The sequence below is a fragment of the Pseudomonadota bacterium genome (genome assembly GCA_016195085.1).
Lineage (GTDB): Bacteria > Pseudomonadota > Alphaproteobacteria > SHVZ01 > SHVZ01 > JACQAG01.
The window spans coordinates 63,725-89,353 of the sequence record JACQAG010000003.1 but is presented as its reverse complement, the minus strand read 5'-3'; the positions used below and the strand labels follow the sequence as shown (position 1 = coordinate 89,353).

Here is a 25,629-nt window from a genome sequence, read left to right as displayed (position 1 = left end):
CGGCGGCGGCCGCTTAAGCCCATGGACAACGGCCAGTCGCGTACAGTAGGCACAAGCAGCCTTGCCCGTCGAGCCTTGTCGAACTGGAAAGACAGAGCCCATTTCAGCCGCCACCGTAACCCCATGACCATCCTCCTCTACTCACGCGCGCCCGATCTCGATGCCTGGGCCGACGGCCTCAAGGCCGCCGATCCCGGGCTCGAGGTGCGCCGCTGGCCCGCGATCGGCGATCCTGGCGAGATCGAATGCCTGCTCGCCAGCCGCCCAGCAGGTCGTGGAAAACCTGCACCGCGTTCGCCGCGGGCTCAGACCGATCCTTGAGGTGGACCGGGCGCGAGGCTACTGACCAAGGCCGGCGCTAGACGGGATCCTCGCGCGGCAGCCGCTCGGCAACCGGCATGAGCGGGCGCTGCTTCTTGTGCGGCTCAGCCTGGTACCAGTAGGCGGTGCTCGCGTAGTCGTCGCACCGGCGGTTGGCGTGGCCGTGCTCGATGGTGACGCGGATCGATTTCCGGAAATGGATCGGATCCTCGACGTGATAACGGTAGAGCGAGATCTTGCCGGACCAATTCGGACCGCCGGGCATGGTGATGCCGAAATAGGGGCTGGTGAACGGCTCCTGCGGGCACCAAGCGGTGTTGAAGTAGTCCTCGGTCCCGGTGCCATGGATGCTTGGCAAGGACTCCCCATCCACAAAGATCATGTCGTCGCCCTCGCCATACCAGTTGCGCCCCTTGGTCTCCGTTAGATTATGGATGTCGAGGTGGCAGCCGACATAGTGGCCGCTTCCTTCCGCCTCGAGAATGACGTAGTTGCCTTCGCCGGTGCGGTTGGTTCCCTCATATTGGTAGGTCTCGAAATTCATGCCTTGGGGAGACATGCCGTCGCAGGGATTCTCGCGATGCCAGGTCGCGTGGAACCGTGCCATATCGTCGGCGAGCGCAGTGTAGCTTTCATAGTCGACGTAGAAGTAAAGCCGCGCGGATGTCTCCGAACACTGGTTCTCGACCTCGATGCGCGCCGCTTTGGCAAAGGGCATGGGGAAGTAGCAGGTGAGACCGCGTCCGGCCTGCGGCGACATCGCGAGCGGCAGCGAGGCGAAGTTCCGCGTCTCGGCGTGGCCGATGCCGAAGAAATCGCCGAGCGGCACTTCCACGCTCGGAGTCTCTTCGCCATCCCACCACATGCGCAGCACCAGCTTGCGCAGATAGTGGCGCTCCTTGCACGCCGCCGTCATCCATATGTGGGTGATGCAGCCGGCACCCTCGGCATCCAAAAGCCTCGCTGCCTCGCCCGGCTTGATCCAGACGAAATCCTCGTTGCCGCCGCTGCGGTCGTGGCTCGAAGCCCTGCGGCTCCGCACATCGCGAAGCCGCGCCAGTCCACGCAGCGGCCCGCCGATGCTGCCGTCCTCCGTCCCCATGCCTCTGCCTCCGACCGAAATGATGCCTCGACGATGTAGGGCAAGCCGGAGACGGGAGGGCACCCATCCCCGGCATGCGTCTCCCGGGGCTACTTCTTGTAGCGGCCGGCCTTCTCCAGGATCTGCTTCAGCTTGGCCGCGCTCTCGTCCGCCGCCTGCTGCGCCGTCTTCGCGCCAAGCAAGGCCTCCGACACGTTGACCGCCAACGCGGCTTCGGCTTCGAGCTCTTCGGGATTGTTGTACATGGGCGTACCACGATCGAGCGAGCGCAGCGCCACCTCGGCCCAGGGCCATTTTGCCTTGAGCTCCGGGCTCATGAACGCGCTGCGGCGCGAGGGTGCGTTGGCGTTGAGCGCGCTCTTGAGCTGCGCCTCCTTGCCGGTCACATAGGCGATGAACTGCCAAGCCAGCGCTTTCTGCCGGCTCTCGGCAGGCAGGCCCCAGAGCCAGCCGCCCACCGGCGGGGCACCCTGCGCCAGGCTGTCCCATCCGGGCGCGTCGGCCCAGCCCCATTTCCCGGCGGTCTTGCTGAGCTTGGGATCCTCGATCTGGGTGGCGTAGGGAACGTGCATGATCGTCATGGCGTAGCGGCCGTTTTGCGCGCCGGCGATCCATTCGTCCCAGGCCCAGGTGGTCACTTCCGGCGGGACGACCTTCTGCTTGTTGCGAAGATCGGCGTAGAAGCCCAAGGCCTTGACCCCGATCGGATCGTTGATGCGCACCTCATAGCTCTTGCGGTCCCACCAGGTGCCGCCGCTGCTGAAGAGGTAGCTGCCGAACTCATAGGCATTGCCGAAACCCTGCTTGCCCAGGATCGCCAAGCCATAGACGTCGCCCTTGGTCAGCTTCTGGGCGTATTCCAGCATCTGCGGCAGGGTCTTCGGCGGCTCGCTCAGGCCGGCTTCCTGGAACAGGTCCTTGCGGTAGTAGAGCATGCGCCCGAGCGTGCGGTAGGGAAGGCCGACGGTCTTGCCGTCGGCGATGCCCATGCCGCGGGCCGCCGCTAGGATGTCCGCCTCGTCATAGGCAGCTCCGGCCTTGATGACATAGGGCTGCAGATCATCGAGGAACGGCGCGTAGCGGCCGCCCCAGCTGGTCTCGAACATGATCGCATCGAAGGACGGCGCTCGGGAGACGAATTCCGTCATCGCCTTCTGGGTCAAGCCGTCTTGCGGCAGGAAGATGCCCTCGACCTTCACGCCGGTTGCCGTTTGAAAGGCCGGGATCAGATCCTCGGTCAAGGCTTTCACGGCGCCGCCGGTCGGTCCGATGATCCTCAGCGTCTGCTGCGCCATGAGCGGCGCTGGACCCATCGCCCAGGCCGCCGAGAAGACCGTCACCGCCGCCGCAGCGGCGATCCGCATCCATTTCATATCCATCGCCTTTTCCTCCTTCCTTCGTTGCGCCCCGCGAGGGGGCCGATAAACACCCAGCAGCCGATCATGCAGCATCATGCCCGCCGCCCCTCGCAGCACTTTTCATCCCTTCATCGCGCCCGAGGTCAGTCCGGAGACGAGGAAGCGCTGCACGAACAGAGTGAAGACCAGCACCGGCACGATGATGACTGCACCCGCCGCCATCATGATGCCCCAGGAGACACCTTGGTCGGTGACGAAGCCCGCCGTCATCATCGGCAGCGTCGGCGCGTCTCGGCTCGTCAGAATGACCGCGAACAGGAAATCGTTCCATGCCAGCATCAATCCGAAGATCGCCGAGGCGACGAGGCCGGGCAGGCTCAAGGGCAGTATCAGCAGCCGGAACGCCTGCCAGCGCGTGGCGCCATCGATCCAACCGGATTCCTCCAGCTCGCGCGGCAGATCGAGGAAGAAGCTGCGCATGATCCAAGTGATGAACGGCAGATTGAATGTCGTGTAGGCGATGACGAGGCCGATGACAGAGTCTACGAGATGCAGCTCGCGCATGATCAGGAACAGCGGGATCACCGTGGCGATCGGCGGCAGCATGCGCACCGCGAGCAGCGACAAGAGCATGGTCTGGCTGCCCCGAAAGGACACGCGCGCGAAGGCGTAAGCAGCCGGCGTGCCCAGCAGCAGGGATAGGAAGGTGGCGCCGCTGGCGGCGAGGATGCTGTTGCGGAAGTGCAGCCAAAGATCGAACTTGAACTCGCTCGGCACCAGCCCCAAGAGCGCTCGATAGTTCTCCAGCGTCGGCTGGAACAACCATTTCGGCGGCATCGCCATGATGTCGATCGGCGCCTTAAATGAGACCGAGACCACGAGCAGGATCGGAAACAGGAAGATCGCCGATGCAAACACCAGCGCAACAAGGATCAAGATGTCCTTGAGGTTCCATCGCCGCCCGAACAGCATCGGTCCTCGCACCATCATCGACGCTGCCCGCGAGCCCGGCTTCCCGGGCCCGGGTTGTCTCCCTCTAGCGGGCACGACCGAGCGCCCGGATGTAGCCCACGGACAGAACCGCCGTCGCCGCCAGCATGATCCACGACAAGGCCGCGGCAGGGCCGATTGCGAAATATCGAAAACCCATGCGGAAATTGAGGAGGCTGAGGGCCTCCGTGGCGCCTGCGGGTCCGCCCTGGGTCAAGATCCAGATGACGTCGAATGCGCGAAACTCGAAGATGGTCCGGATGAGGAGCACGACCAGAATCGTCGGTGCGAGCAGCGGCAGCATGACGTAGCGAAACGATTGCCAGGCCGAGGCGCCGTCGATGCGCGCCGCCTCGAAGGGCTCCTTGGACAGGGATTGCAAACCCGCCAGCAACAGGATCATCACGAAGCCGGTGTTCTGCCAGATCGTCGCGATGATCACCGCCAGCACGGCAGAGTCGACCTCGCCCAGCCACAGCACATTGCCGAGGCCGAGGCTCTGATTGATCACGCCATAGGTCGGGTTGTACATGAGCCGCCAGACAAGGCCGCTCACGATCGGCGTCATCATCATCGGCAGCACGAGGATCGCGGTGAACATTTGCCGGCCGACCGGCGCATGGTGCAGCAAGAGGGCGAGAACGAGGCCGAGGACGAACTCGCCGCCGACGCAGGCAACCGTGTAGATCAAGGTGAACTGCAAGGCCCGCCAGGTCTCGATGCCGGCGACGAGCTCGACATAGTTCTGCAGCCCAGCCCATTCGAGCCGATTTGGAATCCGCGTCAGATCCCAATCATGGAAGCTGACGAAGAGCGAGAACATCAGCGGCAGCCCGAGGATCGCCAGCATCATGGCGGCGGTCGGCGCGACCAGCGTCCATGCAAAACGCTCCCCCTCGGATCGGATGATCATCGTCGCCGCTCCGCCCGCGGCCACGCCGCGGCGTTCCCCCTCGGGCCCGTTCCGGTCACGACCGCCAGCGGGCCGCGCTCGAGGCCATGGACAACGCCCGTGGCGTACAGTAGGCACAAGCAGTTGTGTCCGTCGAGCCCCGTCCGATTGGAATGACCATGCTCAAAGGTATCGATCTCTTGCTCAATGCCGACCTGCTCTACGCGCTGGCTTCCATGGGCCATGGTGACGAGATCGCCGTGGTCGACGCGAACTTCCCGGCGGCCAGCGTGGCGCGCCGGCTGATCCGGCTGGACGGGGTCGATGCGCCCCGCGCGCTGGCGGCGATCTTGACCGTGCTGCCTCTCGACAGCTTCGTGGCAACGCCCGTCCATGTCATGCAGGTCGTCGGCGATCCGAAGGCGGTGCCACCCGCGGTCCGCGACTTTCGCCCGATCGTGGAGCGCGCAGCCGGTCGCCCGATCGAGCCCAATCCCCTCGAGCGCCATGCCTTCTACGAGCGGGCGCGCGCCTGCTACGCCATCGTGGCCACCGGCGAGGGGCGCAAATACGGCAACATCATCCTCGCCAAGGGCGTCATCGCGACCGACTAGTGTGATGATTCCGAAGTTCGTCGGCGAACTTCGGAATCTGAATCACACTAGATTCAATTGATTAGTGGCCCGCTTATCCCTGAAATTCGCGGACGAATTTCAGGGGCGGGACACTAGGAAGAGTGGCAGACATGGATCCGACGCTTCGACGCCGGCTCGGCAGGACGTCTTTGTCGTTGACGCAAATGGGCTTCGGCGGCGCGCCTTTGGGCAATCTCTTCGAGCGGGTTCCCGCCGCAGCGGCGGCCGCGGCCTTGGAGCGGGCGCTCGCCGCCGGGCTCGGCTATTTCGACACGGCACCGCTTTACGGCCATGGTCTCAGCGAGGAGCGCATGGGCAAGGTGCTGGCCGCCGTGCCCCGGGAGCGCTTCCTTGTCTCGACCAAGGTCGGCCGGCTCCTCGTTCCCGCGCCCGCCGGCAAGGCGGAGGGCGGCAACTTCATCGACGTGCCGCCGCTCTCGATCGCCTACGACTACAGCTATGACGGCGCGCTCCGCTCCGTCGAGGCGAGCCTGACGCGTCTTGGCCTCGACCGGATCGACATCCTCCTCATCCACGATATCGATCGCTTCACCCATGGCGCCGAGGCGCAGCCGTCTCGTTTCCGCGAGGCGATCGAGGGAGCCTATCCGGCGCTGGCGCGCTTGCGGAAAGAAGGCACGGTCGGCGCGATCGGCCTCGGCGTCAACGAATGGCAAGTCTGCCAGCAGGCCGCCGAGGCAGCGGATTTCGACTGCTTCCTCCTGGCTGGGCGCTACACGCTCCTGGAGCAGGAAGCCCTCGAATCCTTCCTGCCGCTCTGTGAGCGCCGCGGCATCGGCATCATCATCGGCGGACCGTTCAACTCCGGCATCCTCGCCATGGGTCCGGTCGCCGGCGCCACCTACAACTATGCGCCCGCACCGCCCGCCGTGCTCGAACGCGTGCGGCTTCTGGCCGAGATCAGCAAGGCGCATGGCACCGAGCTCGCGGCGGCGGCGCTGCAATTTCCGCTGTTCCATCCCGCGGTCGTCTCGGTCATTCCCGGTGCCCGGTCGCCGGAGGAGGTCAAGGCCAATCTCGCCTTGATGCGCCGGCCGATCCCCGATGCGCTCTGGCGGGATCTCAAAAGCGCCGGGCTCGTTCGCCGGGATGCGCCGACGCCGGTCCAATGACCATTCGCAGGCCAATGACCACTCGCAGGATCGACGCACATCAGCATTTCTGGCGCCTCGACCGCCGGGACTATGGCTGGCTCACCCCGGAGCTGACCGTGCTCTACCGCGATTTCGGTCCGGACGATCTCGCCCCGATCCTGGCCACGACCGGGATCGCGGCAACGATCCTGGTGCAGGCGGCCCCCACCGAGGCCGAGACCCGCTTCATGCGCTTTCTTGCCCGCGAGACGCCGTTCATCGCCGGCATCGTCGGCTGGATCGACATGGCGGCTCATGATGCCCCGGAGCGCATCCAGGTACTCAAGGCCGATCCCAAGGTGCGCGGCATCCGCCCGATGATCCACGACATCCCCGACCCCGATTGGATGCTGGGCCCGGGCCTGGCACCGGCATACCGGAGCGTGCTTGAAGCCGGGTTCACCTTCGATGCCCTGCTCCGGCCCGTGCACCTGCCGCGCTTGAGGACGCTGCTCGAGCGCTATCCCGAGCTTCCGACCGTCATCGATCACGGCGCCAAGCCCGATATCGGCCATTGGCAGCCGGGCGACGCCCGATTCCGCGCCTGGGCGGGCCATATGACGGCGCTTGGCAGCGACAGCCCGGCCTATTGCAAGATATCCGGCCTGGTGACCGAGGCGAGGCCGGAGTGGCGCCCGGATGAGCTCCGTCCCTATCTCGATCACCTGCTTGAGGCCTTCGGCTGGGACCGCCTCATCTGGGGCAGCGACTGGCCCGTCGTCGACCGGGCCGGCGGCTATGCGCGCTGGCATGGGGCCGCTTCCGCTTGGGCAGCGCAATTTCCGCCGGAGGACCAGGCAAAGCTGTTCGGCGGCAACGCCGCCCGCTTCTACGGAGTCTGAGCTAGTGGTTCACATCAAACGCTGGATACCCCCAGCGTAGGTCCGCTGAGGGTGGAAAGCAGACTCTCGGCAGCGGCGCCGACAGCGTGCCCAGACGGACTATGCGGGCGGCAAATCGAGGCCGTTCGGTAGTGAGATCCAGATGACAGTTTGCGCCTCTGCGGAATGGCGTGACAGATGGCCCTTGCCGTGTGTGTCCTCCACTAACACGAAGCTACCCGCCTGAACGTGGCGCACCTCTCCGTCGCTCGTCTCGTATTCAACCGAACCATCCAGCCTGACCGTAAGCACCGGCTCTGGGACCGTATGCCAAGCAACCTCGCGCATGCCCGCTGGGATGCGGGTGAGGCGGACGCGAGACGCCTGATAACTGGCCGAAACCTCGAACGGCACGGCATCGGGGTGCACCGACCTCTTCGTCGTCGGCAATTCGACCTCGTCGAAATGCGACTCGCCATCCGGGGTGGCATGGATGCGCAGGCACTTCATTGCGGCTGACTCCTTCTGGTTCGGCATGCCGAAACGAAGCATGCCTACCATGAAGGAAGCGGGGTAACACCACGGGTCTGGTGCGAGAGTCCGGTGTGGGTCGAGAGCGGGCATTCAACAGGGTACCAAGCGTTTGATTCTATCCACTTGGTCGCCGGCACTCGGCCAGGGGTGGACTTTGGGAGGGGGTCGGAGCCGGGAAGGGACCCGGCTCGACGCGCACCCCCTGCCCAACCCTCCCCGGGCGCTACATCGCCGTCGCACCGGCTCCGCGCGTTCGGGCAAAATCGGCAGCGTCGCGACCCCGTCTATTTCTCAGACAGGCTCCTGGCCTCACCGATCCTTGAACTTCGCCGGCCGCTTCTCGACGAAGGCGTTCATGCCTTCCTTCTGGTCCTCGGTGGCGAAGGTCGAATGGAACAGCCGACGCTCGACCTTGACGCCCTCGGCCAGGGTCGTCTCATAGGCGCGGTTCACCGCCTCCTTGGCGATCATCACCACCGGCATCGACATGTCGGCGATGCGGTTCGCCACCTTGAGGGTCTCTTCCATCAGCTGGGCCGCCGGCACCACGCGGCTCACCAGGCCCGAGCGCTCGGCTTCTGCCGCGTCCATCTGGCGCCCGGTCAGCACGATGTCCATCGCCTTCGCCTTGCCAACCCAGCGGGCCCAGCGCTGGGTCCCGCCGGCGCCTGGGATGGTGCCGATGGTGATCTCCGGCTGGCCGAACTTGGCGGTATCGGCGGCGATGATGAGATCGCACATGAGCGACAGCTCGGCACCGCCGCCGAGCGCATAGCCCGCGACCGCGGCGATGACCGGCTTGCGGCATTTGGTCACCCGCTCCCAGGAGACGGTGATGAAGTCCTTGCTATAGACATCGACGAAGCTGCGGTCCTTCATTTCCTTGATATCGGCGCCGGCGGCAAACGCCTTCTCGCTGCCGGTGATGACGATCACCCTGACGGCGTCATCCGCCTCGAACGCATCCAGCGCCTTCTCCATCTCGGCCACCAACGCAGCCGACAGGGCATTCAGCGCCTTCGGACGGTTGAGCGTGATGATGCCAATCCGGCCGTTGGTCTCGGCAACGATGTTCTCATAAGCCATGCGCGGATCTCCTTGGGGCGGGTTTCGGGTGGCTCGAGGCTCGGACGGCGTGTGGTGCGGATTTGGTCAAATGCGCATTGGCTGCCATTCTAAGACTCCTTTCGCGTGTGACCATGGGAATCGACTGATGAACCAGCCCCGCGTCTCGCTCGCCGCCGACGGGCTGCAACTACGACCCGCCGAATACGCCGAGCTCCTGGTCGAGCTCACGCGCGGCCGGGACTTGAAGCCCGACCGCTACGGCACCGAGGGGCCGCTGCCGGAGTTCGAAGAGCGCTTTGCGCTGCGCATGGGCAAGGAGAAGGCCATCGTCATGCCGACCGGCACCCTGGCCCAGATGCTGGCCTTGGCCGGGCTCTGCCGCGACCGGGGCAGGCGGGTCCTGGTGCAGCGCGACAGCCATATCTTCTCCGATACCGGCGACGGTGCGGCCCTCATTGCCGGCCTGACCTTGGTGCCGCTCCAGGACCGCGAGGCCGGCTTCTCCCGCGAGGCGGTCGAGGCCGAAGTGGCCCGCGGCAAGGGCTACCGGATCGCCACCCCGATCGGCGCCATCGCCATTGAGACCCCGGTGCGCCGCTGGCATGGCCGGCGCGTCGCCGACGGCGATCTGGCGGATGTCACCGCCTATGCCCGCGAGGCCGGGATCGGTCTCCATCTCGACGGCGCCCGGCTGTTCATCGCCTCTGCCTTTACCGGGCGGGATCCACGCGACTATGCCGAGCCCTTCGACACCGTCTATGTGTCACTCTACAAGTATTTCAATGCGCCTTTCGGCGCCCTGGTGGCGGGCCCCGCCCAGCTCATCGACGATCTCCGCCAGCAGCGCATGCGCTTCGGCGGGGCCCTCATGCAGTTCTGGCAGTCGGCGCTGATCGCCGGGCACTTTCTCGAAGGGCACCTCGACGGCTGGCGCCGTGCCATTGCCATCGGCGAGGCGGCCCTGTCGCGCTTGAGCGCCAGCGGACTCTTTGCCATCGAGCGCGTGCCCGACGGCACCAACATCTTCCGCTTGACCGTTCCGGGCGCGGATTCGGAGTCGCTGGAGCGGTTCCGCAACGAGGCGGAAGCGGCCGGGCTCGTTCTGCCCAAGAACGAGGATGGCGGCTTCTGGGCCAGGGTCAATCAGACCTGGCTTCGGCTCGAGCCCGAGGATATCGCCGACCGCTTGATCGCCGCAGCTAAGGCTGCTTCGTCGCGTCCGTGACCTTGATGCGGCCGGCGATGATGTCGCGCCGGGCGCCATCCAGCCGCTGGCGCATCTCGGCCGTGACCAGGGCCGCGTTGTTGTCGTCGAACGCGAGCGCCACCCCGTCCTGTTCCAGGCCCAGCTCGATCACACCCGCGCGCCAGGATCCGTCGCGGGCGCCGGCGAACGCCCGCTTGACCGCCAGATCCACCCGCTTCAGCTGCGAGGTCAGGATGGTGCCGGGATGGAGCCCGTTCTGATTGGCATCGACGCCGATGGCAAGCCGGCCGCGATCCACCGCCTTTTGAAAGACCCCGAAATTGGAGGCGCCGGCGCCGGCGAAGATCACATCGGCGCCGCGGTCGAACTGGCTGGAAGCGAGCTCGCCGCCGGCCGTCGGATCGCTGAACGCCGCCGGCGTGTTGCCGATATAGTTGAGGATGAGACGGGTATCGGGCTTGCCCGCTTGCACGCCCTCGCCATAGCCGACGGCGAATTTGCGGATGAGCGGGATGTCCATGGCGCCGATGAAGCCGACCGTGCCGGTCTTGGACACCATCGCCGCCAGCATGCCGGCAAGGTAGGCGCCCTCATGCTCCTTGAACACGATCGACTGCACGTTCGGCTGCTTCGCCACCGCATCGATGAGAGTGAAGCGTAGCTTGGGAAAGCGCGGCGCCAGGCCGGCCAGCGGCGTTGCGTAATAGAAGCCGACCGCTACGATGTCGGTCGCCCCCCGACGGACCAAGGCGGCGATCCCCTGCTCGAACTGTGCTGCGGCCCTGGGCTCGAATTCGAGCACGGCGATGCCGGTCTCCGACTTGAAGGCCTGGCTGCCGGCATAAGCCGCTTCATTGAAGCTCTTATCGAACTTCTGGCCGACGGCGTAGACGATGGCGGGGACGATCTCCGCCCGGGCTCCGCCATGCGCCAGCATGGCCCATAGCGAAGCGGCGATGAGGAAGGCGCGGAGCATCACCGCCAATGGAACCGATCGGCCGCGGCCAGGATCAGCGTCACCTGGCGCTGGCGCAAGCCATCGAGGCGATTGACCAGCGGCGTGCCCGCACCTCCCAAGAGCGCCACGTAATCGTCCCCGCCGGGCTTGTTTCGCCAGCTATTGCCGACGAAGCGCGCCTTCGCTTTGCCAGTGGCGCTGACGGTGGCCTTGGCCGATGTGAAGCCATCGGCGGCTCGGCGCATCGCGGCGGCGAACGCCTCATCCTCCAGCTTGCTGTAAGGCTGGCCCTGGCCGTCGCGCACATTGAGGAAGATCATGTCGTCGCCGAAAGCGGTATAGCCGCCGCCGAGCCCGGGATCGACCCCCGCCGCATAGAGGAAGAACGCCTGGGCCAGGCTGGCGTTCATCGTGCCTTTGGGCATGCTGACGGTGACATAGCCGGTATTGCCGCCGGCGTCGGCAAGATCGGAAACCAGAACGCTGAACTGCCGGAAGACATAGCCGAGAGCGGCGGCCAGCCGATTGGCATCCGCCTCGGCCAGCGCCACCTTCGACTGCAGCGAGGCATTGGTCTTGAGGTTGTAGCCGCCTGGCGTGATCTGGGTCTCGACTTTGCGCGGATCGAGTCCCACGGCGCGAAGCACGTCGGGCACCAGGGAGTCCAGGACCTGGCCGGCGAAGGTTGCGCGCTCGGCATAGGTGGCGCCGGCGAGCTTCGGCAGCTCGAGCCCGACCGCGCTCGTCACCTCATAGGAGAACAGGAGCTGCGGATCCGCGGCCGCGACCGGACGCATCGTCCCCAGCGGCAGCAGCGCGAGGATGAAAAGGAGACGGAGCCGGTTTCTCATCATGACCCTCAAATCGATTGCCTCGGAGCTTGCCAGGATCTTAGCACGAAGCTCCGTGCGGTCGATCTTGTGCGCCAAGCGCCGGAAGCGATATTAGTGTGATGATTCCGAAGTTCGTCGTCGAACTTCGGAATCATCACACTAGACTTAATTGACTAGTGGCCCGCTTGTCCCTGAAATTCGCGGACGAATTTCAGGGGCCGGACACAAGCGGGTCCGAGCCCGAATATCGTCTGATGGAGCCGCCCATGGCCGCCCCCGGCAAGCGCATCGCACTCCTCGGTCTGTCGATCGAGTGCAACAAATGGGCGCCGCCTTCCACCAAAGCGGACTTCCTCTCCCGCACCTATCTGTCGGGGGAGGCGCTCATGGAGGATGCCCGTGCCGCAGCGCCGGTGATGCAGCCGGAGACGCCCGGCTTCGTCAGCGACATGGATGCATCCGGACCCTGGACGCCGGTGCCGATCCTGCTTGCGATGACCGAGCCGGGCGGCCCGATCGAGCATGGCTTCTTCGAGGAGTTCCTGGGCGAGATCGAAACGGGCTTGCGCGCAGCGCTGCCGGTGGACGGCGTCTATATCTGCTCCCATGGCGCGGCGATCACCACGGAGTCCGAGGATCCCGACGGCACGCTGTTCCGTCTGGTGCGCCGTATCGTCGGCCCTACGGTGCCGATCGTCGCCACCCTCGATCTGCACGCCAACATCTCCGACGCGATGGTCGACTTCATCGACGTCTTCATCGGCTACCGCACCAACCCCCATGTCGACATGCGCGAATGCGGCGTCGAGGCGGCCGAGGCGATGCGCGAGCTTTTTGCCGGCACCCGCCCCAAGCGCGCATTCATTCGCCTGCCGATCGTTCCGCCCACCGTCACCATGCTGACCGCGGGCGGCCCCTATGCCGATCTCATCAACTATGGCGCGGCGCATAAGACCGCCCGCATCATGAATGTCTCGGTCATGGGCGGCTTCGCCTTCGGCGATACCTCGAAGAACGGCCTGGCGGTAGTGGTGACCGCGCGCGAGGATGCGCGGGCCGCCCATGACCTCGCCGTCGACATCGCGCATCTCGGCTGGAAGAACCGCGAGCGCTTCCGCACCCGGCTGACCGCCCTCGCGGACGCGCTCGCCATGGCGCTTGCCGCCGGCCGCGAGCCCACGAGACCGGCGCTCATTTTCGCCGATGTGGCCGACAACCCCGGCGGCGGTGCCCGCGGCAATACCACCTATCTCCTGGAAGCGTTGCACCAGGCTGGGGCCAAGAGCGTGCTCCTGGGCGTGTTCAACGACCCGGCACTTGCCGCCGAGGCGCACCGGCTCGGGGAAGGTGCGGCGTTCCGCGCCCGCTTCAACCGCGATGAAACCAACGAATTCTCCAAGCCGTTCGCGGCCGACGCCCGCGTGCTGAAGCTCTCCGACGGCAGCTGCATCGGCCGGCGGGGCACCAACGCCGGCCTGAAGCTGGAGCTCGGCCCTTCGGCCGCGATCATGGTCGGCGGCATCACGGTCGTCGTGATCACGCAACGGACTCAGTGCTGCGATCCGATCTTCTTCGAGATGTTCGGGCTCGATATCGCCAAGGCGCGGAGCGTGGTGGTGAAGAGCCGCGGTCACTTCCGCGCCGGCTTCGATGAGTTCTTCAAACCCGAGCAGGTGATCGAAGTGGATCTACCGGGCCTGACCTCGCCCGTGCTGTCGCGCTTCGACTGGCAACGCCTGCCCCGCCCGGTCCTGCCGATCGACGAAAACGTCGTCTGGTCGCCGCCGCCCTTCCGCGAGCGCGATGGAGGGGCGCCATGAGGCTCGCCGATCTCTCGACGCCGTCGCTCGTCCTCGACCGTCGGCGCCTTGCCCGCAACACGGCGGCGGTGACCGAGCGTCTCAAGCGCTTCGGCGTGGCGCTTCGTCCGCACATGAAGACCGCCAAGTCCATCGACGTCGCCCGCATCGCCACCGCCGGCAATTTCGGCGGCATCACCGTCTCCACCCTCAAGGAAGCCGAGTACTTCGCCGGCAACGGCATCAGCGACATCCAATATGCCGTGTGCATCACTCCGGCGAAGCTGGAGCAGGTGGCCGGCCTCATGCGCCGGGGCGTACGCATGACCGTGCTCACCGACGATCTCGAGGCCGCGCGGGCGATCGGAGCCTGCGGTGTGGCGCTCGGCGCCCGCTTCGAGGTGCTGATCGAGGTCGATTGCGGCGAACGGCGGAGCGGCGTCATGCCCGAGTCGCGTGCGCTCCTCGACATCGGCGCCGTGCTTCACAACTCCCCCGGCGCCAAGCTCATGGGCGTCTTGACCCATGCCGGCCATTCCTATGCCTGCCGATCGCCGGCCGATGCCCAGCGCGTGGCCGAAGAGGAGCGCCGGGCCGCGGTGCGGGCGGCCGAGCACCTCAGGGCGGAAGGCCTGCCCGCCCCGGTGGTGACCATGGGCTCGACGCCGACGGCACTCCATGGCACTGGCTATGACGGGGTCACCGAGGTCAGGTGCGGCGTCTACATGTTCGGCGATCTGTTCCAGGCCGAGATCGGCTCCTGCGCCCGAGACGATATTGCCGTTTCGGTGCTCGCCTCCGTCATCGGTCACCGCCCTGCCGACAACCGCCTCCTCATCGATGCCGGCGCCTTGGCTTTGTCCAAGGACCGCTCGACCGAAGCCACCCTCCACGACGCCGGCTTCGGAACGGTGCTGGATGCTGGCGGCGGCGGCAGTCTGGGGGCGCTCACCGTCACGAGGGTCAATCAGGAGCACGGCATCGCCCTCTCCCCCAGTGGGGGAGAGGGTTGCTAAGGCTTGGCGAGGCGAAGCCGAGCCGAGCCGAAGCTGGGTGAAGGGGATTCCTAGGCGCCCGCGAAGGACGACAGGCTAGTGTGATGATTCCGAAGTTCGTCCGCGAACTTCGGAATCTGAATCACACTAGACTCAATAGATTAGTGGCCCGCTTATCCCTGAAATTCGCGGACGAATTTCAGGGGCGGGACACTAGGGAGGAGCCCGACGAGCGTGAATGCGCCCGACACATCCTTGGGTGAGGCGATCGCGGTCCGGCGCTTGAGCAAGCGCTACGAGACCGGCCGCGGAGCGGTCCTGGCCTTGGACGACATCGACTTCGCCGTGCAGGAGCGCGAGTTCATCTCCATCGTCGGCCCGTCCGGCTGTGGCAAGTCGACGCTGCTCAAGATCTTGGCCGGGCTCATCCCCGCCTCCTCCGGCGAGGCAGCACTGCGCGGCACGCCGATCGTGGGACCCCGGCGCGACATCGGCGTGGTGTTTCAGTCGCCGGTGCTGTTTCCCTGGCGGAACGTCCTCGACAACGTCTTGTTGCCGGCCGACGTTCAGCGCCTCGGACGCGAGCGGATGACCACCGTCGCCACCGAGCTGCTCAATCTGGTGGGGCTTGCCGGCTTCGAGGACCGCTATCCCTGGGAGCTCTCCGGCGGCATGCAGCAGCGGGTCGCCATCGTCCGGGCGCTGGTCCACGACCCCGCCATGCTGCTCATGGACGAGCCCTTCGGCGCGCTCGATGCGATGACCCGCGAGCAGATGAACCTCGAGCTGCAGCGCATCTGGCTCGAGCGGCGGAAGACCGTGCTGTTCATCACCCACTCCATCGCCGAGGCGGTGTTCCTGGGCGACCGCGTGCTGGTGATGACGCCCAGGCCCGGCCGCATCATGGATACCTGCCGTGTCGAGATCCCGCGGCCCCGCGCCCTCGACGTGATGACCTCGCCCGAATTCGGCGAGCATGTGCGACGCATTCGCGCCTGCTTCAACAGCAAAGGCCTGGACGCGTGAACACGCCCCGCAATCTCGCGCTTAGTGCGCTGTTCCTGGTAGTCGGTCTGGCGCTCTGGGAGCTGATGGTGCGTAGCTTGGCAATACCGATGTTCGTCCTGCCGGCGCCGTCGAACGTGTTTCTAGCCCTTTATCGCGGCTTCGTCGGCGGGCTCTATTGGCCGCATCTCTGGGCGACCTTGAGCGCCACCTTGCTCGGCTTCGCGGTGGGCACGGTGCTCGCCTTCGCGCTCGGCACCGTGATTGCGATGAGCCGTCCCATCGAGTATTTCCTCTACCCCTATGTCGTCATGTTCCAGTCCATGCCGAAGGTGGCGCTGGCGCCGCTCATCATCATCTGGTTCGGGCTCGGGCTCACCTCGAAGGTGGTGAACGCCGCCTTGGTCGCCTTCTTCCCGCTCATGGTCAACACCATCGTGGGCCTGCGCTCGGCGGACGAGGACCGGGTCAACCTCATGCGCTCGCTCGCCGCCAGCGATGCCCAGATCTTCTGGATGCTGCGGCTGCCGAATGCGCTGCCCTTCATCATGGCCGGTCTCGAGATCTCGATGATCTTCGCCCTCATCGGCGCCATCGTCGCGGAATTCATCGGCGCCCAAGCCGGGCTCGGCATGCTCATCAGCGCCATGAACTTCACCATGGACGTGGCCGGACAGTTCTCGGTCTTGTTCGTGCTCTCGATCGTCGGGCTCCTGCTGAACCGCTGCATCCAGCTCTTGCGGCGGCGCATTCTATTCTGGGACCCATCGGAGAAATTCGCCGGCGCGACAGGGCCGGAAAAGGGAGGACGACTGTGAAACACGCTGTTGCCATCGTGCTTGCGGCCGCGTTTGCCGGCGCCGTCCCCGTTCCGGCCGAGGCTGAGACCTTGGTCAAGGTCGGCTGGTGCGCCAGGACGGTGAGCGCGGCCGCGGCCCCCTTCGCGATCGCCACCAAGCTCGGCTGGTTCGCCAAGGACGGCCTCAAGATCGAGCTGGCGCCGCTGCCGGGCTCGACCGATTGCGTGAAGCTGGTGGCGACCGGCGATCTGCCCTATTCGCTGCCCTCGGTCGAGCCCTTGGCCATCATCCGGCCGCAAGGGGTCAAGGCCAAGGTCTTCTATACGGCCTATCAAGGCAACATCTACGGTATCGCCGTGCCGGAGGAGAGCCCGGTCAAAAGCTTTGCCGATCTCAAGGGCAAGAATATCGGCTTGATCTCGATGGCCTCGGGCGGGCTCATCATCGCCCGCGCGCTGGCGGCGACCAACGGCATGGATCCGGACAAGGACGTGAATCTCGTCGTCGCCGGCGAGGGGGCGCAGACCGCAGCTTTGCTGCGCTCGAAGCAGGTCGACGCCTTGAGCCAATTCGACACGCAATATGCGATGGTCGAGAATGCCGGCGTCAAGTTGCGCATGCTCGATACCAAGGACATCGACCGCTATCCCTCGAACGGCTTCATTGCCCTCGAAGCGACCTTGCAGAAGCGCCGGCCCGAGGCGGTGGCGCTCGCCCAGGGCTATGCCCGCGGCACCGTCTTCGCCATGGCCAATCCCGAGGCTGCGGTGCGCATCCTCTACGAGGTATTCCCGCAGACCAAGCCAACCGGCAAGGACGAGGCGACCGCGATCCGCGACGATGTGAAGACGCTGGAAGCCCGGGCGCGCAACTGGCGTCTGGAGCGCGGCGGCGTCACCCGCTGGGGCGAAAGCTCGGTCGAGAACTACGCCGCCTATGCCGAGTTCATGCTGAAATGGGGCGTGATCAAGGAGAAGGTGGCGGCGACCGATCTCGTCACCAACGACCTCGTCGGCGACATCAACAAGTTCGACGCAGCCGCGATCGCTGCCGAGGCGAAGGCGTATCGGTGAGGCGAGATGCTACAAGCGTCGCAGAAAGCGCTCGCGGTCGTTCAGGAATGCCCTGGTGATGCGGACGTGCTCGATGTCGTCATAGGCGACAGGTTCGATGCGGCCATCATGAAACGATAGGATGGTCGCATCGGGTTGCCCCATCAAAATGGGCGAGTGCGTGGCGATGACGAATTGGCATCCCCGCTCGACCCGGTCCTTGATCAGGCCCATGAGAGCCAGGAGGCGCTGCGGCGAGAGGGGCGTCTCCGGCTCATCAAGGAAATAGAGCCCTTCCGGCGCCAGCCGTTCGGCCAATATCTTCAGAAACGTCTCGCCATGCGATTGCGCATCGAGGTCACCGCCGTATCGCACCTCGAACGCCGCTTGGTTTACCTTCGCCCATAAAATCTCGGACTGCTTGTCCGGACTGTCCGGCATTCTTTCCTGCACCCGGACCTCGTCGGCAAAGCGCCGGACAAAGCCGAAGGCGTCCTCGGCGCGCATGAACATCCGGGTCTTCGCATGCCGCTGCCGCACGAAGCGGAAGCCTTTGGCGAATTCGCGCGCGGCGACAAGGGTCTCGTCCCGCTGCAGATCGCGGCTGCCGGCCGCCGCCGCCGACATGCCCGCCGCGATCCCTTCGAGCACCGTCGATTTGCCCGAGCCGTTCTCGCCGACGAGGAACGTCACCGGCGTTGAAAACTCAATCGCCTGAAGATCGCGGATGAGCGGCACCGACCAGGGAAACGCCCCGGAAGGAGCGACATCGTCGCGGCGTTGGATCGCAGCAAGGAATCGCCGCGCGCTCATCTGAGGGTGCCTACCGTGCCAGCCAAATCGTCGCGTAATCCTGGTTGATGAGGTAGCTGGGCGTCACCCGCCAGCCCTTGACCGCCTCGCCATGCATCACGATGCGCTGATACCAGAAGAGCGGCGCCCAGTAGCCCTGCTCGATCACTCTCGCCTCGAGCTGCCGCAGCAATTGGCGCCGCTCGGCCGCATCGCCGGCGCGGCGTTGGCGGTCGAACAGGCTATCGACCTCGCGGTCGATATAGCGCGCCGAATTGGCATTCGAACGGTCATGGGAAAGGTATTTGGTCCATTGCACGCTGGGATCGTCGATGTAGTCGGTTTGGAACTCGACCGCGACATCGAAGGTGCCATTGGCGAGCGTGTTGAAATAGGCCGCAGTCTCCAAGGACACCTGTTCGACGGTGACGCCGATCTGCCGCCATTGATCGATGAGATAGACCGCGAGCGGCCCATAGGGCTGGGCGATGCTGCGATTGGCGAGCTTGAAGCTCAAATTGCCGATCCCGGCTTCCTTCAAGAGACGCCGCGCCTCCTCCCGGCTCGCCGCCGGAGAGCGGCCCCAGCCCGGCAGCTTTTCCAGCTCGGCCGGCTCCGGCGCCAGCGCGTAGCCGGGCCTGAGCATGCCGCCCACATGTTTGAGGATCGTGGTGCGCCCCAACGCCTCGCCGCCGCTCCAGCGGTCGATGGCAAGCGACAGCGCGCGGCGCACGCGGGCATCGTTGAAAGGCGGCCGCTCGGTGTTGAAGGCGAGCAGCAGCATGATCAGGAACGGGCTCTCCTCGGCCTTGATCTTAGGCCCAAGAGCCTGCACCAGCCGATCCCGCTCGGCCGGGGTCACGCCGCGGAACTCCACGTCGACCTGCCCGCCCTGGAGCGAGTTGATGAGCGCAGACGAGCTCAACAGCACATTGCGGAAGCCGTCGAGATAGGGTTGGCCGGGCACGAAGTATTTCTCGAAGCGCTCGCCCACCCAATGCGAGCCCGGCACCCGCTCGACGAAGCGGAACGGACCAGTGCCCATCACCGTCTTCTCGGGATAGCGCGGGTCGGATTTGAGCTTGGCAGCGCTGTAAAGGCAGTTCCACGGGCTGGCGAAGATCGCCGGCATGGACTGGTCCTTCTCCGTGACCCGGATGACGACGGTGCCGGCATCCGGCACCTCGATGGCGCGAATGTTGGAGAAGGTCTCCTTGCGGAGCGAGGCGATCCCTTCCGGCGGGTTCTTGAGCCGCTCCCAGCTCGCCCTGACGTCGGCCGAGGTGAATGGGGTCCCATCATGGAACACCACATTCGGCCGGAGCTTGAAGACGTAGGTGAGGCCGTCGGCTGCAACCTCCCAGGACTGCGCCACGTCGCCGACGATTTCGGGATAGCGCTCGGCATCGACCTTGAGCAGGGTCGAATAGTGCGGCGCCACGTGATGGATGGTGGCGAAGGTGCCCGAAGCATGGCAGTCCGTGGTCGGCGGCTCGGCGGTGACGGCGACGTTGAGGATGCCGCCGCGCTTCGGCTCCTCAGCCCAGGCCCCTTCGAGCCCGGCGATGACCCCGATCGCCAGGGTCGCGAATGCAATTCGACGGCCAAGACCGATCATCGGCGCCTCCTCTTCCCGACCCCTGTCTCGGGGCCTTGCGTTGATCAGGCTAGAGTGGACTGGCGGCGCCGGGACCGCAATCGCGGAAGCCGCGCCGATGCCCAAGCCCGCCGACGAGGAGTCCGTCCATGCCCGACACGCAGACGCCGCGCATCGATCTTCGCCTCGATGTCCGCAAAGAGGGAACCATCGCCACTGTGACCGTCGACAACCGCGCCAAGCTCAACACATTGGGCAGCGCGCTGATGACGGAGTTCATCGCCACGGTCGATCGCCTGGCGCCCATGGAGGCACTTCGCGGCCTGGTGCTGACCGGCGCCGGGGAGAAGGCCTTCATCGGCGGCGCCGACATCCTGGAGATGGCCCGGCTGGACGCCGCGGGCGCGCGGCGCTTCATCAGCCTCGTTCATGAGACCTGCCGCTCGTTGCGGGCACTCCCGGTTCCGGTCATCGCGCGGATCGACGGCTATGCGCTGGGAGCCGGGCTCGAGATCGCGGCGGCAGCGGACATTCGCATCGCCTCCTCGCGCTCGAGCTTCGGCATGCCCGAGGTCCGCGTCGGCATCCCCTCGGTCGTCGAGGCCGCTTTATTGCCGCAACTCATCGGTTGGGGGCGCACCCGCGAGCTCCTGCTCTTCGGCGAGACCATTTTCGCCGAAACCGCCCTCGGCTGGGGGCTGGTCGAGCGCGTCGTGCGGGCGAGCGACCTCGAGGTCGCGGTCGAGAGCGCGATCGACGCTCTCCTCAAGGCCGGCCCCCGGGCCATTCGCCTGCAAAAAGCGCTCATAAGCGCCTGGGAGGAGCTGCCGGTCTCCCAGGCGATCGAAGCCGGAATCAAGGTGTTCGCCGGCGCCTGGGACAGCGATGAGCCCAGGCGGCTGATGGGCGAATTCGCCAGCCGAAAGCGCTGGGGGTGATCGGCCGTGCCGGACGGGTTGAGCCGCGCCGCAATCGGGCTTAGATAGGATAGAGACACTGGGGGCTCAAGGAACGGCCGTGGGCGGGTTTGCCGTCATCCTCATTGCAATCCTCTTCATCGGCGGGCTGGTGGTGCTGCCGGTGCTGGCCCGCGGCTTCGGCGGCGGGCAGGCCCACGCGCCCGGACACCCGACCGGGGCGCCCCCCGCGTTTGGCCCTCTTGCCTTCCTGCCGACCGCGACGGAGCCCCGGCGTTTGACCCAGGGACCGGGATTGTCGGCGCGCCGTCCGGCGGCGCGGGCCTTGGGCATGGCGCCGCCGCCGCCGCCGCCGCCGGAACCCGACGACATGGTCGATGCGCTCATCGACGTCCGCCGGGTCGAAGGACGGATCAAGGCCGCCTCGCTCAAGAAATTCGCCGAGCTGTTGGAGCGCCACCCGGAAGCGGTGGGTGAGGCCATGCGACGCTGGCTCAACGACGGCTCGGGAAATCGCTGAACCGTGGCGAAGCGCAAGACCGCTGAGGAACGCGCCAACGAGATCGTCGCCGAACTGCGCGAGGCGATCGAGAATCCGGAGCCGGAGGATGTGTTCGAGCGCCTGGAAGGCGTGTCGGGCATGCGGCTCAGCGACTGGCAGAAGCTGGCGCGCAAGGAGATCGCGGCGGCGATCCGCGAGGCCGAGGTCAAGACCTCCATGCGCGAGCTGGTCAAGACCAGCCGGCTCCTCAGGATCATGGGGCGCATCGCCTTTCTCCTGATGTCCACCGCGCTGGCCTTTGCCGCCTTTTGGATCGGCATCGCCAATGTCGGCTACAATTTCGGCTGGATCTGGGGCGGGGTGGCGGCCCTGTCCGCCTCCGGCCTCGCCGTCGCCTTCATGCTGGTGGGCATGAGCTACGGCAATGACGAGGTCGCCGACGCCGAAGCCGCGAAAGTCACCGCGGAGATGGAGCTGAAGGACGACGAGCCCGAGGACCGGGCGCCGGCGCCGCTGCCGCCCGTCCGCGGCCGCATGCCGCGGCCGAGCCTGACCCGCTGATGCGCGGACATCGCCATAGGAATTCCGATCCCACGATGCCCCCACCCTCACCCTCCCCCACCCGAGGTGGGGGAGGGAACGGAACGCATCGCCTCCTGCCCCCTCCTCCGCGGAAGCGGGGGAGGGTCGGGGTGGGGGCAAGCCGCGACAAGAAGCCCTAGCCCGTGCCGGACGCCTCGCAGCCCTCGGCGCGTCCGGGCCCGCGCAATTTGATCACCGACGTCGCCGGCATCCGCGTCGGCAATGCGGTGGATGCGCGCGCCTGGACCGGGGTCAGCGTGGTCTTGCCCGATCAGCGCGCGGTGATGGCGGCCGATGTCCGCGGCGGCGCGCCTGGCACGAGAGAGATCCATGCGCTGGATCCGAGCTGCCTCGTTGATCGCGCCGACGCGGTGGTCTTGAGCGGCGGCTCGGTGTTCGGACTGGAGGCGGCCTCGGGCGTGGTCGCCCGGCTCGCCGCCGACGGCCGCGGCTTCGTGCTTAGGAGTGCCGTGATTCCGATCGTGCCCGCGGCGATCCTCTTTGATCTGGTGAATGGCGGCGACAAGAGCTGGGGCGAGACGCCGCCCTATCGCCGGCTCGGGATGGACGCGGTTGCCGCCGCCGCTCAGGATTTTCTCCTGGGCAATGTCGGCGCTGGTTACGGCGCCAAGGCGCATCGGCTGAAGGGCGGGCTCGGCAGCGCCTCGGCGGTGACGTCGGATGGAATCGAAGTCGGCGCGCTGGTCGCCGTCAACAGCTACGGGCCGGTCACCATCGGCGACAGCAAGCACTTCTGGGCCTGGGCCCTGGAGCAGGACGGCGAGTTCGGCGGAATCGGCCCGCCCAAGAGTGCAATTCCGCTGGCCCTGGAGATGCCCTTGCCCGCGGCCTCGGTCGCCTCGCCCGCCGTCAACACGACGATCGCGGTCATCGCCACCAACGCCACCCTCGGCAAGGCCGAGGCGGAGCGCGTGGCGATCATGGCCCAGGACGGGCTCGCCCGGGCGATCCGACCGGCGCACACGCCCTTCGACGGCGATACGGTCTTTGCGATCGCAACCGGCCGCGTGCCGCTGGTCGATGCGCTGATGTTGGCCAGGATCGGCAGCCTCGCCGCCGACTGCCTGGCGCGCGCCATCTGCCGCGGCGTCTATGAGGCCGAGACCCTCGGCCGTTTTCCCGGGTACCGCTCGCTCGCCTGAGCGCGTGCGGCCGCCAAATGCGCTAAATGGGGTCAGGCTCGAACTTCCCTGCTAGAGAATTGCGATACCCTCACCCCCGCCCTCTCCCGCGGTGCGGGAGAGAGAGCCGTCGCAGAGTTCTTTCCCCCCTCTCCCGCACCGCGGGAGAGGGCGGGGGTGAGGGTCATAGCAAAATCAGATTGCGGTCGGGCTCGATTTCCCGCGAAATCCGCGCTCCGCAAGCGTCCCAACCAAGCGCCACCTGAACCCAGTCGGCGCAAACGCCCTGGGCTGGAATTACAGTTATAAAACAATATGTTACATGAAAACCGGTGTTTTGTCCCGCCGTCCCAGTCCCGGGCACTCGCGCACCCTGGGACACCGGCTCGGAGCGGGCCTGCCTAGGCGACCTTTGGCGCCGCGCCGGTGCGGCGGAGATAGCCGTTGACGTTCCAGGTGACGTTGCGTCCGTACCAGTCGCAGTAGCGGCGATCGACCTCGTAGCGTCCGTCCTCCTCGGCCAGAAACCGCTCGATGGCGACGCACGGTCCGCCGCCATAGCGATGGCCGAGGCCGATATCGCCCACCATGCCGTCCTCGATCACCATGTAGTCGCCCGGTGTCAGCCAGGGCGCGAAGAACCGCAGCACGGCCAGCGTGGTATCGGCCTGGTGATCGGCGTCTTCGATGACCAGCAAGGGGTGCGGGAGCGATCGCAAGAAATCCGCGGTGAAGACCTCCGCCAGCGCGCGGGCGTCACCCACATGAAAGGTCAAGCCCGGTGCCGCCACACCCTCGACGGGGTTGAGATCGACGGAATGCACCGGGCAATCGAGGTCCATGGCGCGGAGCGTATCGGCGAGCCACAGCGCGCTGCCGCCGCGGTGCGAGCCGATCTCCAGGACCGTTGCCGGCTTCAGCTCCCACAGCAGCAGCTGATAGAGCGCCATGTCGAACGGGCTCTTGAGCGCGGGGATGCCTTTGTAGGCGTAGTGAATGGTGCCTTGCTGGATGGTCTCCATGAGCCCCTGCGGGATCGCCGAGCGCCGCTTGGCCCTGAGCCACCGCCGCACACGGCGCAACCATCTCTGGCTCATCTTCCGCGCCCCCGGGCAAACTTCAATTCAGCGCCTCGAGCTCCTTCAGGAACTCGCGCGTGCTCCGTTGTCGGCAATAGCCCTTGATCGCCCTCAGCGCCCAGTCATGGCGCTCCTTGGTGTAGGTGGTGCAGGCGTCCGTCACGAGCGTCACCAGATAACCCAGATCGCAGGCATCTCTCACCGCGGACTCGATGCATTGATCGGTCACGATCCCGGCGATCACCAGATAGCGCACACCGAGATTGCGCAGCACATAGTCTATGTTGGTGGAGACGAAGACGCTGGAGGAGGTCTTCGGAATGACGATCTCGTCCTCCGCCGGCTTGATGGCATCCAGCATCCGGGCGTCCCAGGAGCCGGGCGGCACATTGAAGCCGGTGATCTTGTAATCCAGGCTCCGATCGCGGCCGTCCTGGGTCAGGCTCTGGATCATGGTGTACATGACCTCGATCCTGGCGGCGCGGCAGGCAAGCTGCAGGCGCTGCATGTTGGGCACCGCCATCTGCTCCAGCGAAGAGAAGTAGTAGCCGAGCTTTTCCTCGAATGAAGCCGGCGGAACATCCTTGAATTCACCGCCCTGGCGCGAGGCGCAGTAATTCTGCACATCGATCAACAGGAGCGCGGTCTCCGCCGGCTTGACCGGCACCTCGCGGCTCAGGGACTCCGTCATGGCCGAACCTCTCCCAACTGGCGGTAAGCTTCCTCCAAGAGCCGGGCGAGCCGATCCGCCCAGGCGGCTTGGCCCTTCGCATCGGCGATCAGGTCCTGGCGGATCTCGATTTCGACATGGGGGATGCCGCGTCTCTCGCCATGCACCGGGATCGTGTAGTCGCTCTCATCGCTGATCGCATAGGGCTCATTGTCGCCGACTACCAGATCCCCTTCCGTCCCGAGCAGCTTAAGCATGATGCGCGCGAGCCGGGGGTCGCGGTTGTAGAGCACGCCCACGTGCCACGGTCGGGCAAAATCCTTGAACACCGGCGTGAAGCTGTGCATGGCGATGAGCACGGTCGGCCGCCCGGTATCGCGGCGCGCATCCAGCTCCCGGACGATGCGCCCGTGGTAGGGCTCGAAGATCTCCCGCACCCGCGCCGCCGCGTCGGCGGCGGTCAGCTGCTCGTTGCCCGGGATCCGGGTAAGCTCGCTCAGCACCGGGATCGAGGTCGGCACGCCCGGCGCGCGGTTGCAGTCGATCACCAGCCGCGAATAGGTCTGCAGGATGAGGAAGGCGTCGAGCCTATCGGCCAGAAGGCGCGAGGTGCCGGCAATGCCGATATCCCAGGCGATGTGCCGCTCGAGCTCGCCTTCCGGCAGCCCGAGCCCGCCCATGCGCCGCGGCAGAGTCTTGCCGGCATGATCGGCGGTAAGGAAGAAGGGCGAGCCTCCGTCCTCGCGCAGGATGGTCACTGCGGGCGGTTCGTCGGCGGCGAGGAGCCGATCGCTCCCTTCGGCGATGCCTTGAGCCATCGCCTC

At 66.2% G+C, this 25,629-nt stretch carries 27 protein-coding genes; 14 read left to right on the top strand and 13 right to left on the bottom strand.

Annotated elements, in window-relative coordinates:
- Positions 1 to 123: 123 nt before the first annotated feature.
- Complete coding sequence (locus HY058_01000) at positions 124 to 321, top strand: hypothetical protein (GenBank protein ID MBI3495865.1); 198 nt, start codon at positions 124 to 126, stop codon at positions 319 to 321.
- Positions 322 to 358: 37 nt separating this feature from the next.
- On the opposite strand, the gene HY058_00995 is transcribed toward HY058_01000, so the two are convergent.
- From HY058_00995 to HY058_00980, 4 genes are all read right to left on the bottom strand, one after another.
- Positions 359 to 1,423 carry a DUF2961 domain-containing protein gene (locus HY058_00995; protein MBI3495864.1) on the bottom strand — a complete coding sequence of 355 codons (1,065 nt, stop codon included), beginning with the start codon at positions 1,421 to 1,423 and terminating at the stop codon, positions 359 to 361.
- Positions 1,424 to 1,512: 89 nt separating this feature from the next.
- On the bottom strand, positions 1,513 to 2,802 hold the full coding sequence (locus HY058_00990; GenBank protein MBI3495863.1) for a sugar ABC transporter substrate-binding protein: 1,290 nt from the start codon (positions 2,800 to 2,802) through the stop codon (positions 1,513 to 1,515).
- 99 nt (positions 2,803 to 2,901) lie between these two features.
- The gene (locus HY058_00985) at positions 2,902 to 3,753 is read right to left on the bottom strand and encodes a carbohydrate ABC transporter permease (GenBank protein MBI3495862.1); all 852 of its coding nucleotides are present in this window, start codon (positions 3,751 to 3,753) and stop codon (positions 2,902 to 2,904) included.
- Between the two features lie 64 nt (positions 3,754 to 3,817).
- On the bottom strand, positions 3,818 to 4,684 hold the full coding sequence (locus HY058_00980) for a sugar ABC transporter permease (protein MBI3495861.1): 867 nt from the start codon (positions 4,682 to 4,684) through the stop codon (positions 3,818 to 3,820).
- A 158-nt stretch (positions 4,685 to 4,842) separates the two neighbouring features.
- Here HY058_00980 and HY058_00975 point away from each other — a divergent pair, with 158 nt between their 5' ends.
- The 3 genes from HY058_00975 to HY058_00965 all read left to right on the top strand — a co-directional run bounded on the left by HY058_00975 (position 4,843) and on the right by HY058_00965 (position 7,294).
- On the top strand, positions 4,843 to 5,277 hold the full coding sequence (locus tag HY058_00975; protein MBI3495860.1) for a ribose ABC transporter: 435 nt from the start codon (positions 4,843 to 4,845) through the stop codon (positions 5,275 to 5,277).
- A 131-nt stretch (positions 5,278 to 5,408) separates the two neighbouring features.
- Positions 5,409 to 6,431, top strand: coding sequence for an aldo/keto reductase (locus tag HY058_00970; protein MBI3495859.1), 1,023 nt, complete (start codon positions 5,409 to 5,411; stop codon positions 6,429 to 6,431).
- 14 nt (positions 6,432 to 6,445) lie between these two features.
- Complete coding sequence (locus HY058_00965; GenBank protein ID MBI3495858.1) at positions 6,446 to 7,294, top strand: amidohydrolase family protein; 849 nt, start codon at positions 6,446 to 6,448, stop codon at positions 7,292 to 7,294.
- A 99-nt stretch (positions 7,295 to 7,393) separates the two neighbouring features.
- Here the strand turns inward: HY058_00965 and HY058_00960 are convergent, their stop codons facing one another.
- Both HY058_00960 and HY058_00955 read right to left on the bottom strand, forming a co-directional pair.
- Positions 7,394 to 7,783, bottom strand: a complete 390-nt coding sequence (locus HY058_00960; protein MBI3495857.1) for a hypothetical protein — start codon at positions 7,781 to 7,783, stop codon at positions 7,394 to 7,396.
- Positions 7,784 to 8,116: 333 nt separating this feature from the next.
- On the bottom strand, positions 8,117 to 8,893 hold the full coding sequence (locus tag HY058_00955; GenBank protein MBI3495856.1) for an enoyl-CoA hydratase: 777 nt from the start codon (positions 8,891 to 8,893) through the stop codon (positions 8,117 to 8,119).
- 127 nt (positions 8,894 to 9,020) lie between these two features.
- Between HY058_00955 and HY058_00950 the strand changes: the two genes are divergently transcribed.
- Positions 9,021 to 10,100, top strand: coding sequence for a hypothetical protein (locus HY058_00950; GenBank protein MBI3495855.1), 1,080 nt, complete (start codon positions 9,021 to 9,023; stop codon positions 10,098 to 10,100).
- On the opposite strand, the gene HY058_00945 is transcribed toward HY058_00950, so the two are convergent.
- Both HY058_00945 and HY058_00940 read right to left on the bottom strand, forming a co-directional pair.
- Positions 10,075 to 11,058 (bottom strand): BMP family ABC transporter substrate-binding protein, encoded by a 984-nt coding sequence (locus HY058_00945; protein ID MBI3495854.1) that lies wholly within the window; start codon positions 11,056 to 11,058, stop codon positions 10,075 to 10,077. The genes HY058_00950 and HY058_00945 overlap by 26 nt on opposite strands.
- Positions 11,058 to 11,837: a hypothetical protein gene (locus HY058_00940; GenBank protein MBI3495853.1), complete on the bottom strand. Its 780-nt coding sequence runs from the start codon at positions 11,835 to 11,837 to the stop codon at positions 11,058 to 11,060. Before HY058_00940 ends, HY058_00945 begins: the two co-directional genes overlap by 1 nt.
- A gap of 302 nt (positions 11,838 to 12,139) precedes the next feature.
- Between HY058_00940 and HY058_00935 the strand changes: the two genes are divergently transcribed.
- The 5 genes from HY058_00935 to HY058_00915 all read left to right on the top strand — a co-directional run bounded on the left by HY058_00935 (position 12,140) and on the right by HY058_00915 (position 17,545).
- Positions 12,140 to 13,693, top strand: a complete 1,554-nt coding sequence (locus tag HY058_00935; GenBank protein ID MBI3495852.1) for a M81 family metallopeptidase — start codon at positions 12,140 to 12,142, stop codon at positions 13,691 to 13,693.
- The gene (locus tag HY058_00930) at positions 13,690 to 14,688 is read left to right on the top strand and encodes an alanine racemase (GenBank protein ID MBI3495851.1); all 999 of its coding nucleotides are present in this window, start codon (positions 13,690 to 13,692) and stop codon (positions 14,686 to 14,688) included. The genes HY058_00935 and HY058_00930 overlap by 4 nt, the downstream gene beginning before the upstream one ends.
- Positions 14,689 to 14,901: 213 nt before the next feature.
- Positions 14,902 to 15,693 (top strand): ABC transporter ATP-binding protein, encoded by a 792-nt coding sequence (locus HY058_00925; protein ID MBI3495850.1) that lies wholly within the window; start codon positions 14,902 to 14,904, stop codon positions 15,691 to 15,693.
- A 65-nt stretch (positions 15,694 to 15,758) separates the two neighbouring features.
- Complete coding sequence (locus HY058_00920) at positions 15,759 to 16,490, top strand: ABC transporter permease (GenBank protein ID MBI3495849.1); 732 nt, start codon at positions 15,759 to 15,761, stop codon at positions 16,488 to 16,490.
- A gap of 14 nt (positions 16,491 to 16,504) precedes the next feature.
- Positions 16,505 to 17,545 (top strand): ABC transporter substrate-binding protein, encoded by a 1,041-nt coding sequence (locus HY058_00915; protein ID MBI3495848.1) that lies wholly within the window; start codon positions 16,505 to 16,507, stop codon positions 17,543 to 17,545.
- Between the two features lie 9 nt (positions 17,546 to 17,554).
- Here the strand turns inward: HY058_00915 and HY058_00910 are convergent, their stop codons facing one another.
- Both HY058_00910 and HY058_00905 read right to left on the bottom strand, forming a co-directional pair.
- Positions 17,555 to 18,337: an AAA family ATPase gene (locus HY058_00910; GenBank protein ID MBI3495847.1), complete on the bottom strand. Its 783-nt coding sequence runs from the start codon at positions 18,335 to 18,337 to the stop codon at positions 17,555 to 17,557.
- Positions 18,338 to 18,347: 10 nt separating this feature from the next.
- Positions 18,348 to 19,934 (bottom strand): ABC transporter substrate-binding protein, encoded by a 1,587-nt coding sequence (locus tag HY058_00905; GenBank protein ID MBI3495846.1) that lies wholly within the window; start codon positions 19,932 to 19,934, stop codon positions 18,348 to 18,350.
- A 128-nt stretch (positions 19,935 to 20,062) separates the two neighbouring features.
- Here HY058_00905 and HY058_00900 point away from each other — a divergent pair, with 128 nt between their 5' ends.
- The 4 genes from HY058_00900 (at position 20,063) to HY058_00885 (ending at position 23,077) form a co-directional block, all read left to right on the top strand.
- Positions 20,063 to 20,851, top strand: coding sequence for an enoyl-CoA hydratase/isomerase family protein (locus tag HY058_00900; GenBank protein MBI3495845.1), 789 nt, complete (start codon positions 20,063 to 20,065; stop codon positions 20,849 to 20,851).
- A gap of 79 nt (positions 20,852 to 20,930) precedes the next feature.
- Entirely contained in the window at positions 20,931 to 21,350 is a 420-nt protein-coding gene (locus tag HY058_00895) for a hypothetical protein (GenBank protein ID MBI3495844.1), read from the top strand.
- 3 nt (positions 21,351 to 21,353) lie between these two features.
- The gene (locus tag HY058_00890; protein MBI3495843.1) at positions 21,354 to 21,893 is read left to right on the top strand and encodes a hypothetical protein; all 540 of its coding nucleotides are present in this window, start codon (positions 21,354 to 21,356) and stop codon (positions 21,891 to 21,893) included.
- Positions 21,894 to 22,057: 164 nt separating this feature from the next.
- Positions 22,058 to 23,077 (top strand): P1 family peptidase, encoded by a 1,020-nt coding sequence (locus HY058_00885; GenBank protein ID MBI3495842.1) that lies wholly within the window; start codon positions 22,058 to 22,060, stop codon positions 23,075 to 23,077.
- 380 nt (positions 23,078 to 23,457) lie between these two features.
- Here the strand turns inward: HY058_00885 and HY058_00880 are convergent, their stop codons facing one another.
- From HY058_00880 to HY058_00870, 3 genes are all read right to left on the bottom strand, one after another.
- A complete protein-coding gene (locus HY058_00880; GenBank protein MBI3495841.1) occupies positions 23,458 to 24,054 on the bottom strand; it encodes a class I SAM-dependent methyltransferase in 597 nt (198 codons plus the stop codon).
- A gap of 121 nt (positions 24,055 to 24,175) precedes the next feature.
- A complete protein-coding gene (locus HY058_00875) occupies positions 24,176 to 24,826 on the bottom strand; it encodes a cysteine hydrolase (protein MBI3495840.1) in 651 nt (216 codons plus the stop codon).
- Positions 24,823 to 25,623: an N-formylglutamate amidohydrolase gene (locus HY058_00870; protein MBI3495839.1), complete on the bottom strand. Its 801-nt coding sequence runs from the start codon at positions 25,621 to 25,623 to the stop codon at positions 24,823 to 24,825. Before HY058_00870 ends, HY058_00875 begins: the two co-directional genes overlap by 4 nt.
- Positions 25,624 to 25,629: the final 6 nt, after the last annotated feature.

What these genes read in the sequence shown, in the direction of transcription:
- HY058_01000 (MBI3495865.1), top strand. Translation starts at nt 124, where the DNA reads ATGACCATCCTCCTCTACTCACGCGCGCCCGATCTCGATGCCTGGGCC.
- HY058_00995 (MBI3495864.1), bottom strand. Translation starts at nt 1,423, where the DNA reads ATGGGGACGGAGGACGGCAGCATCGGCGGGCCGCTGCGTGGACTGGCG.
- HY058_00990 (MBI3495863.1), bottom strand. Translation starts at nt 2,802, where the DNA reads ATGGATATGAAATGGATGCGGATCGCCGCTGCGGCGGCGGTGACGGTC.
- HY058_00985 (MBI3495862.1), bottom strand. Translation starts at nt 3,753, where the DNA reads ATGCTGTTCGGGCGGCGATGGAACCTCAAGGACATCTTGATCCTTGTT.
- HY058_00980 (MBI3495861.1), bottom strand. Translation starts at nt 4,684, where the DNA reads ATGATCATCCGATCCGAGGGGGAGCGTTTTGCATGGACGCTGGTCGCG.
- HY058_00975 (MBI3495860.1), top strand. Translation starts at nt 4,843, where the DNA reads ATGCTCAAAGGTATCGATCTCTTGCTCAATGCCGACCTGCTCTACGCG.
- HY058_00970 (MBI3495859.1), top strand. Translation starts at nt 5,409, where the DNA reads ATGGATCCGACGCTTCGACGCCGGCTCGGCAGGACGTCTTTGTCGTTG.
- HY058_00965 (MBI3495858.1), top strand. Translation starts at nt 6,446, where the DNA reads ATGACCACTCGCAGGATCGACGCACATCAGCATTTCTGGCGCCTCGAC.
- HY058_00960 (MBI3495857.1), bottom strand. Translation starts at nt 7,783, where the DNA reads ATGAAGTGCCTGCGCATCCATGCCACCCCGGATGGCGAGTCGCATTTC.
- HY058_00955 (MBI3495856.1), bottom strand. Translation starts at nt 8,893, where the DNA reads ATGGCTTATGAGAACATCGTTGCCGAGACCAACGGCCGGATTGGCATC.
- HY058_00950 (MBI3495855.1), top strand. Translation starts at nt 9,021, where the DNA reads ATGAACCAGCCCCGCGTCTCGCTCGCCGCCGACGGGCTGCAACTACGA.
- HY058_00945 (MBI3495854.1), bottom strand. Translation starts at nt 11,058, where the DNA reads ATGCTCCGCGCCTTCCTCATCGCCGCTTCGCTATGGGCCATGCTGGCG.
- HY058_00940 (MBI3495853.1), bottom strand. Translation starts at nt 11,837, where the DNA reads ATGCGTCCGGTCGCGGCCGCGGATCCGCAGCTCCTGTTCTCCTATGAG.
- HY058_00935 (MBI3495852.1), top strand. Translation starts at nt 12,140, where the DNA reads ATGGCCGCCCCCGGCAAGCGCATCGCACTCCTCGGTCTGTCGATCGAG.
- HY058_00930 (MBI3495851.1), top strand. Translation starts at nt 13,690, where the DNA reads ATGAGGCTCGCCGATCTCTCGACGCCGTCGCTCGTCCTCGACCGTCGG.
- HY058_00920 (MBI3495849.1), top strand. Translation starts at nt 15,759, where the DNA reads ATGGTGCGTAGCTTGGCAATACCGATGTTCGTCCTGCCGGCGCCGTCG.
- HY058_00910 (MBI3495847.1), bottom strand. Translation starts at nt 18,337, where the DNA reads ATGAGCGCGCGGCGATTCCTTGCTGCGATCCAACGCCGCGACGATGTC.
- HY058_00905 (MBI3495846.1), bottom strand. Translation starts at nt 19,934, where the DNA reads ATGATCGGTCTTGGCCGTCGAATTGCATTCGCGACCCTGGCGATCGGG.
- HY058_00900 (MBI3495845.1), top strand. Translation starts at nt 20,063, where the DNA reads ATGCCCGACACGCAGACGCCGCGCATCGATCTTCGCCTCGATGTCCGC.
- HY058_00875 (MBI3495840.1), bottom strand. Translation starts at nt 24,826, where the DNA reads ATGACGGAGTCCCTGAGCCGCGAGGTGCCGGTCAAGCCGGCGGAGACC.
- HY058_00870 (MBI3495839.1), bottom strand. Translation starts at nt 25,623, where the DNA reads ATGGCTCAAGGCATCGCCGAAGGGAGCGATCGGCTCCTCGCCGCCGAC.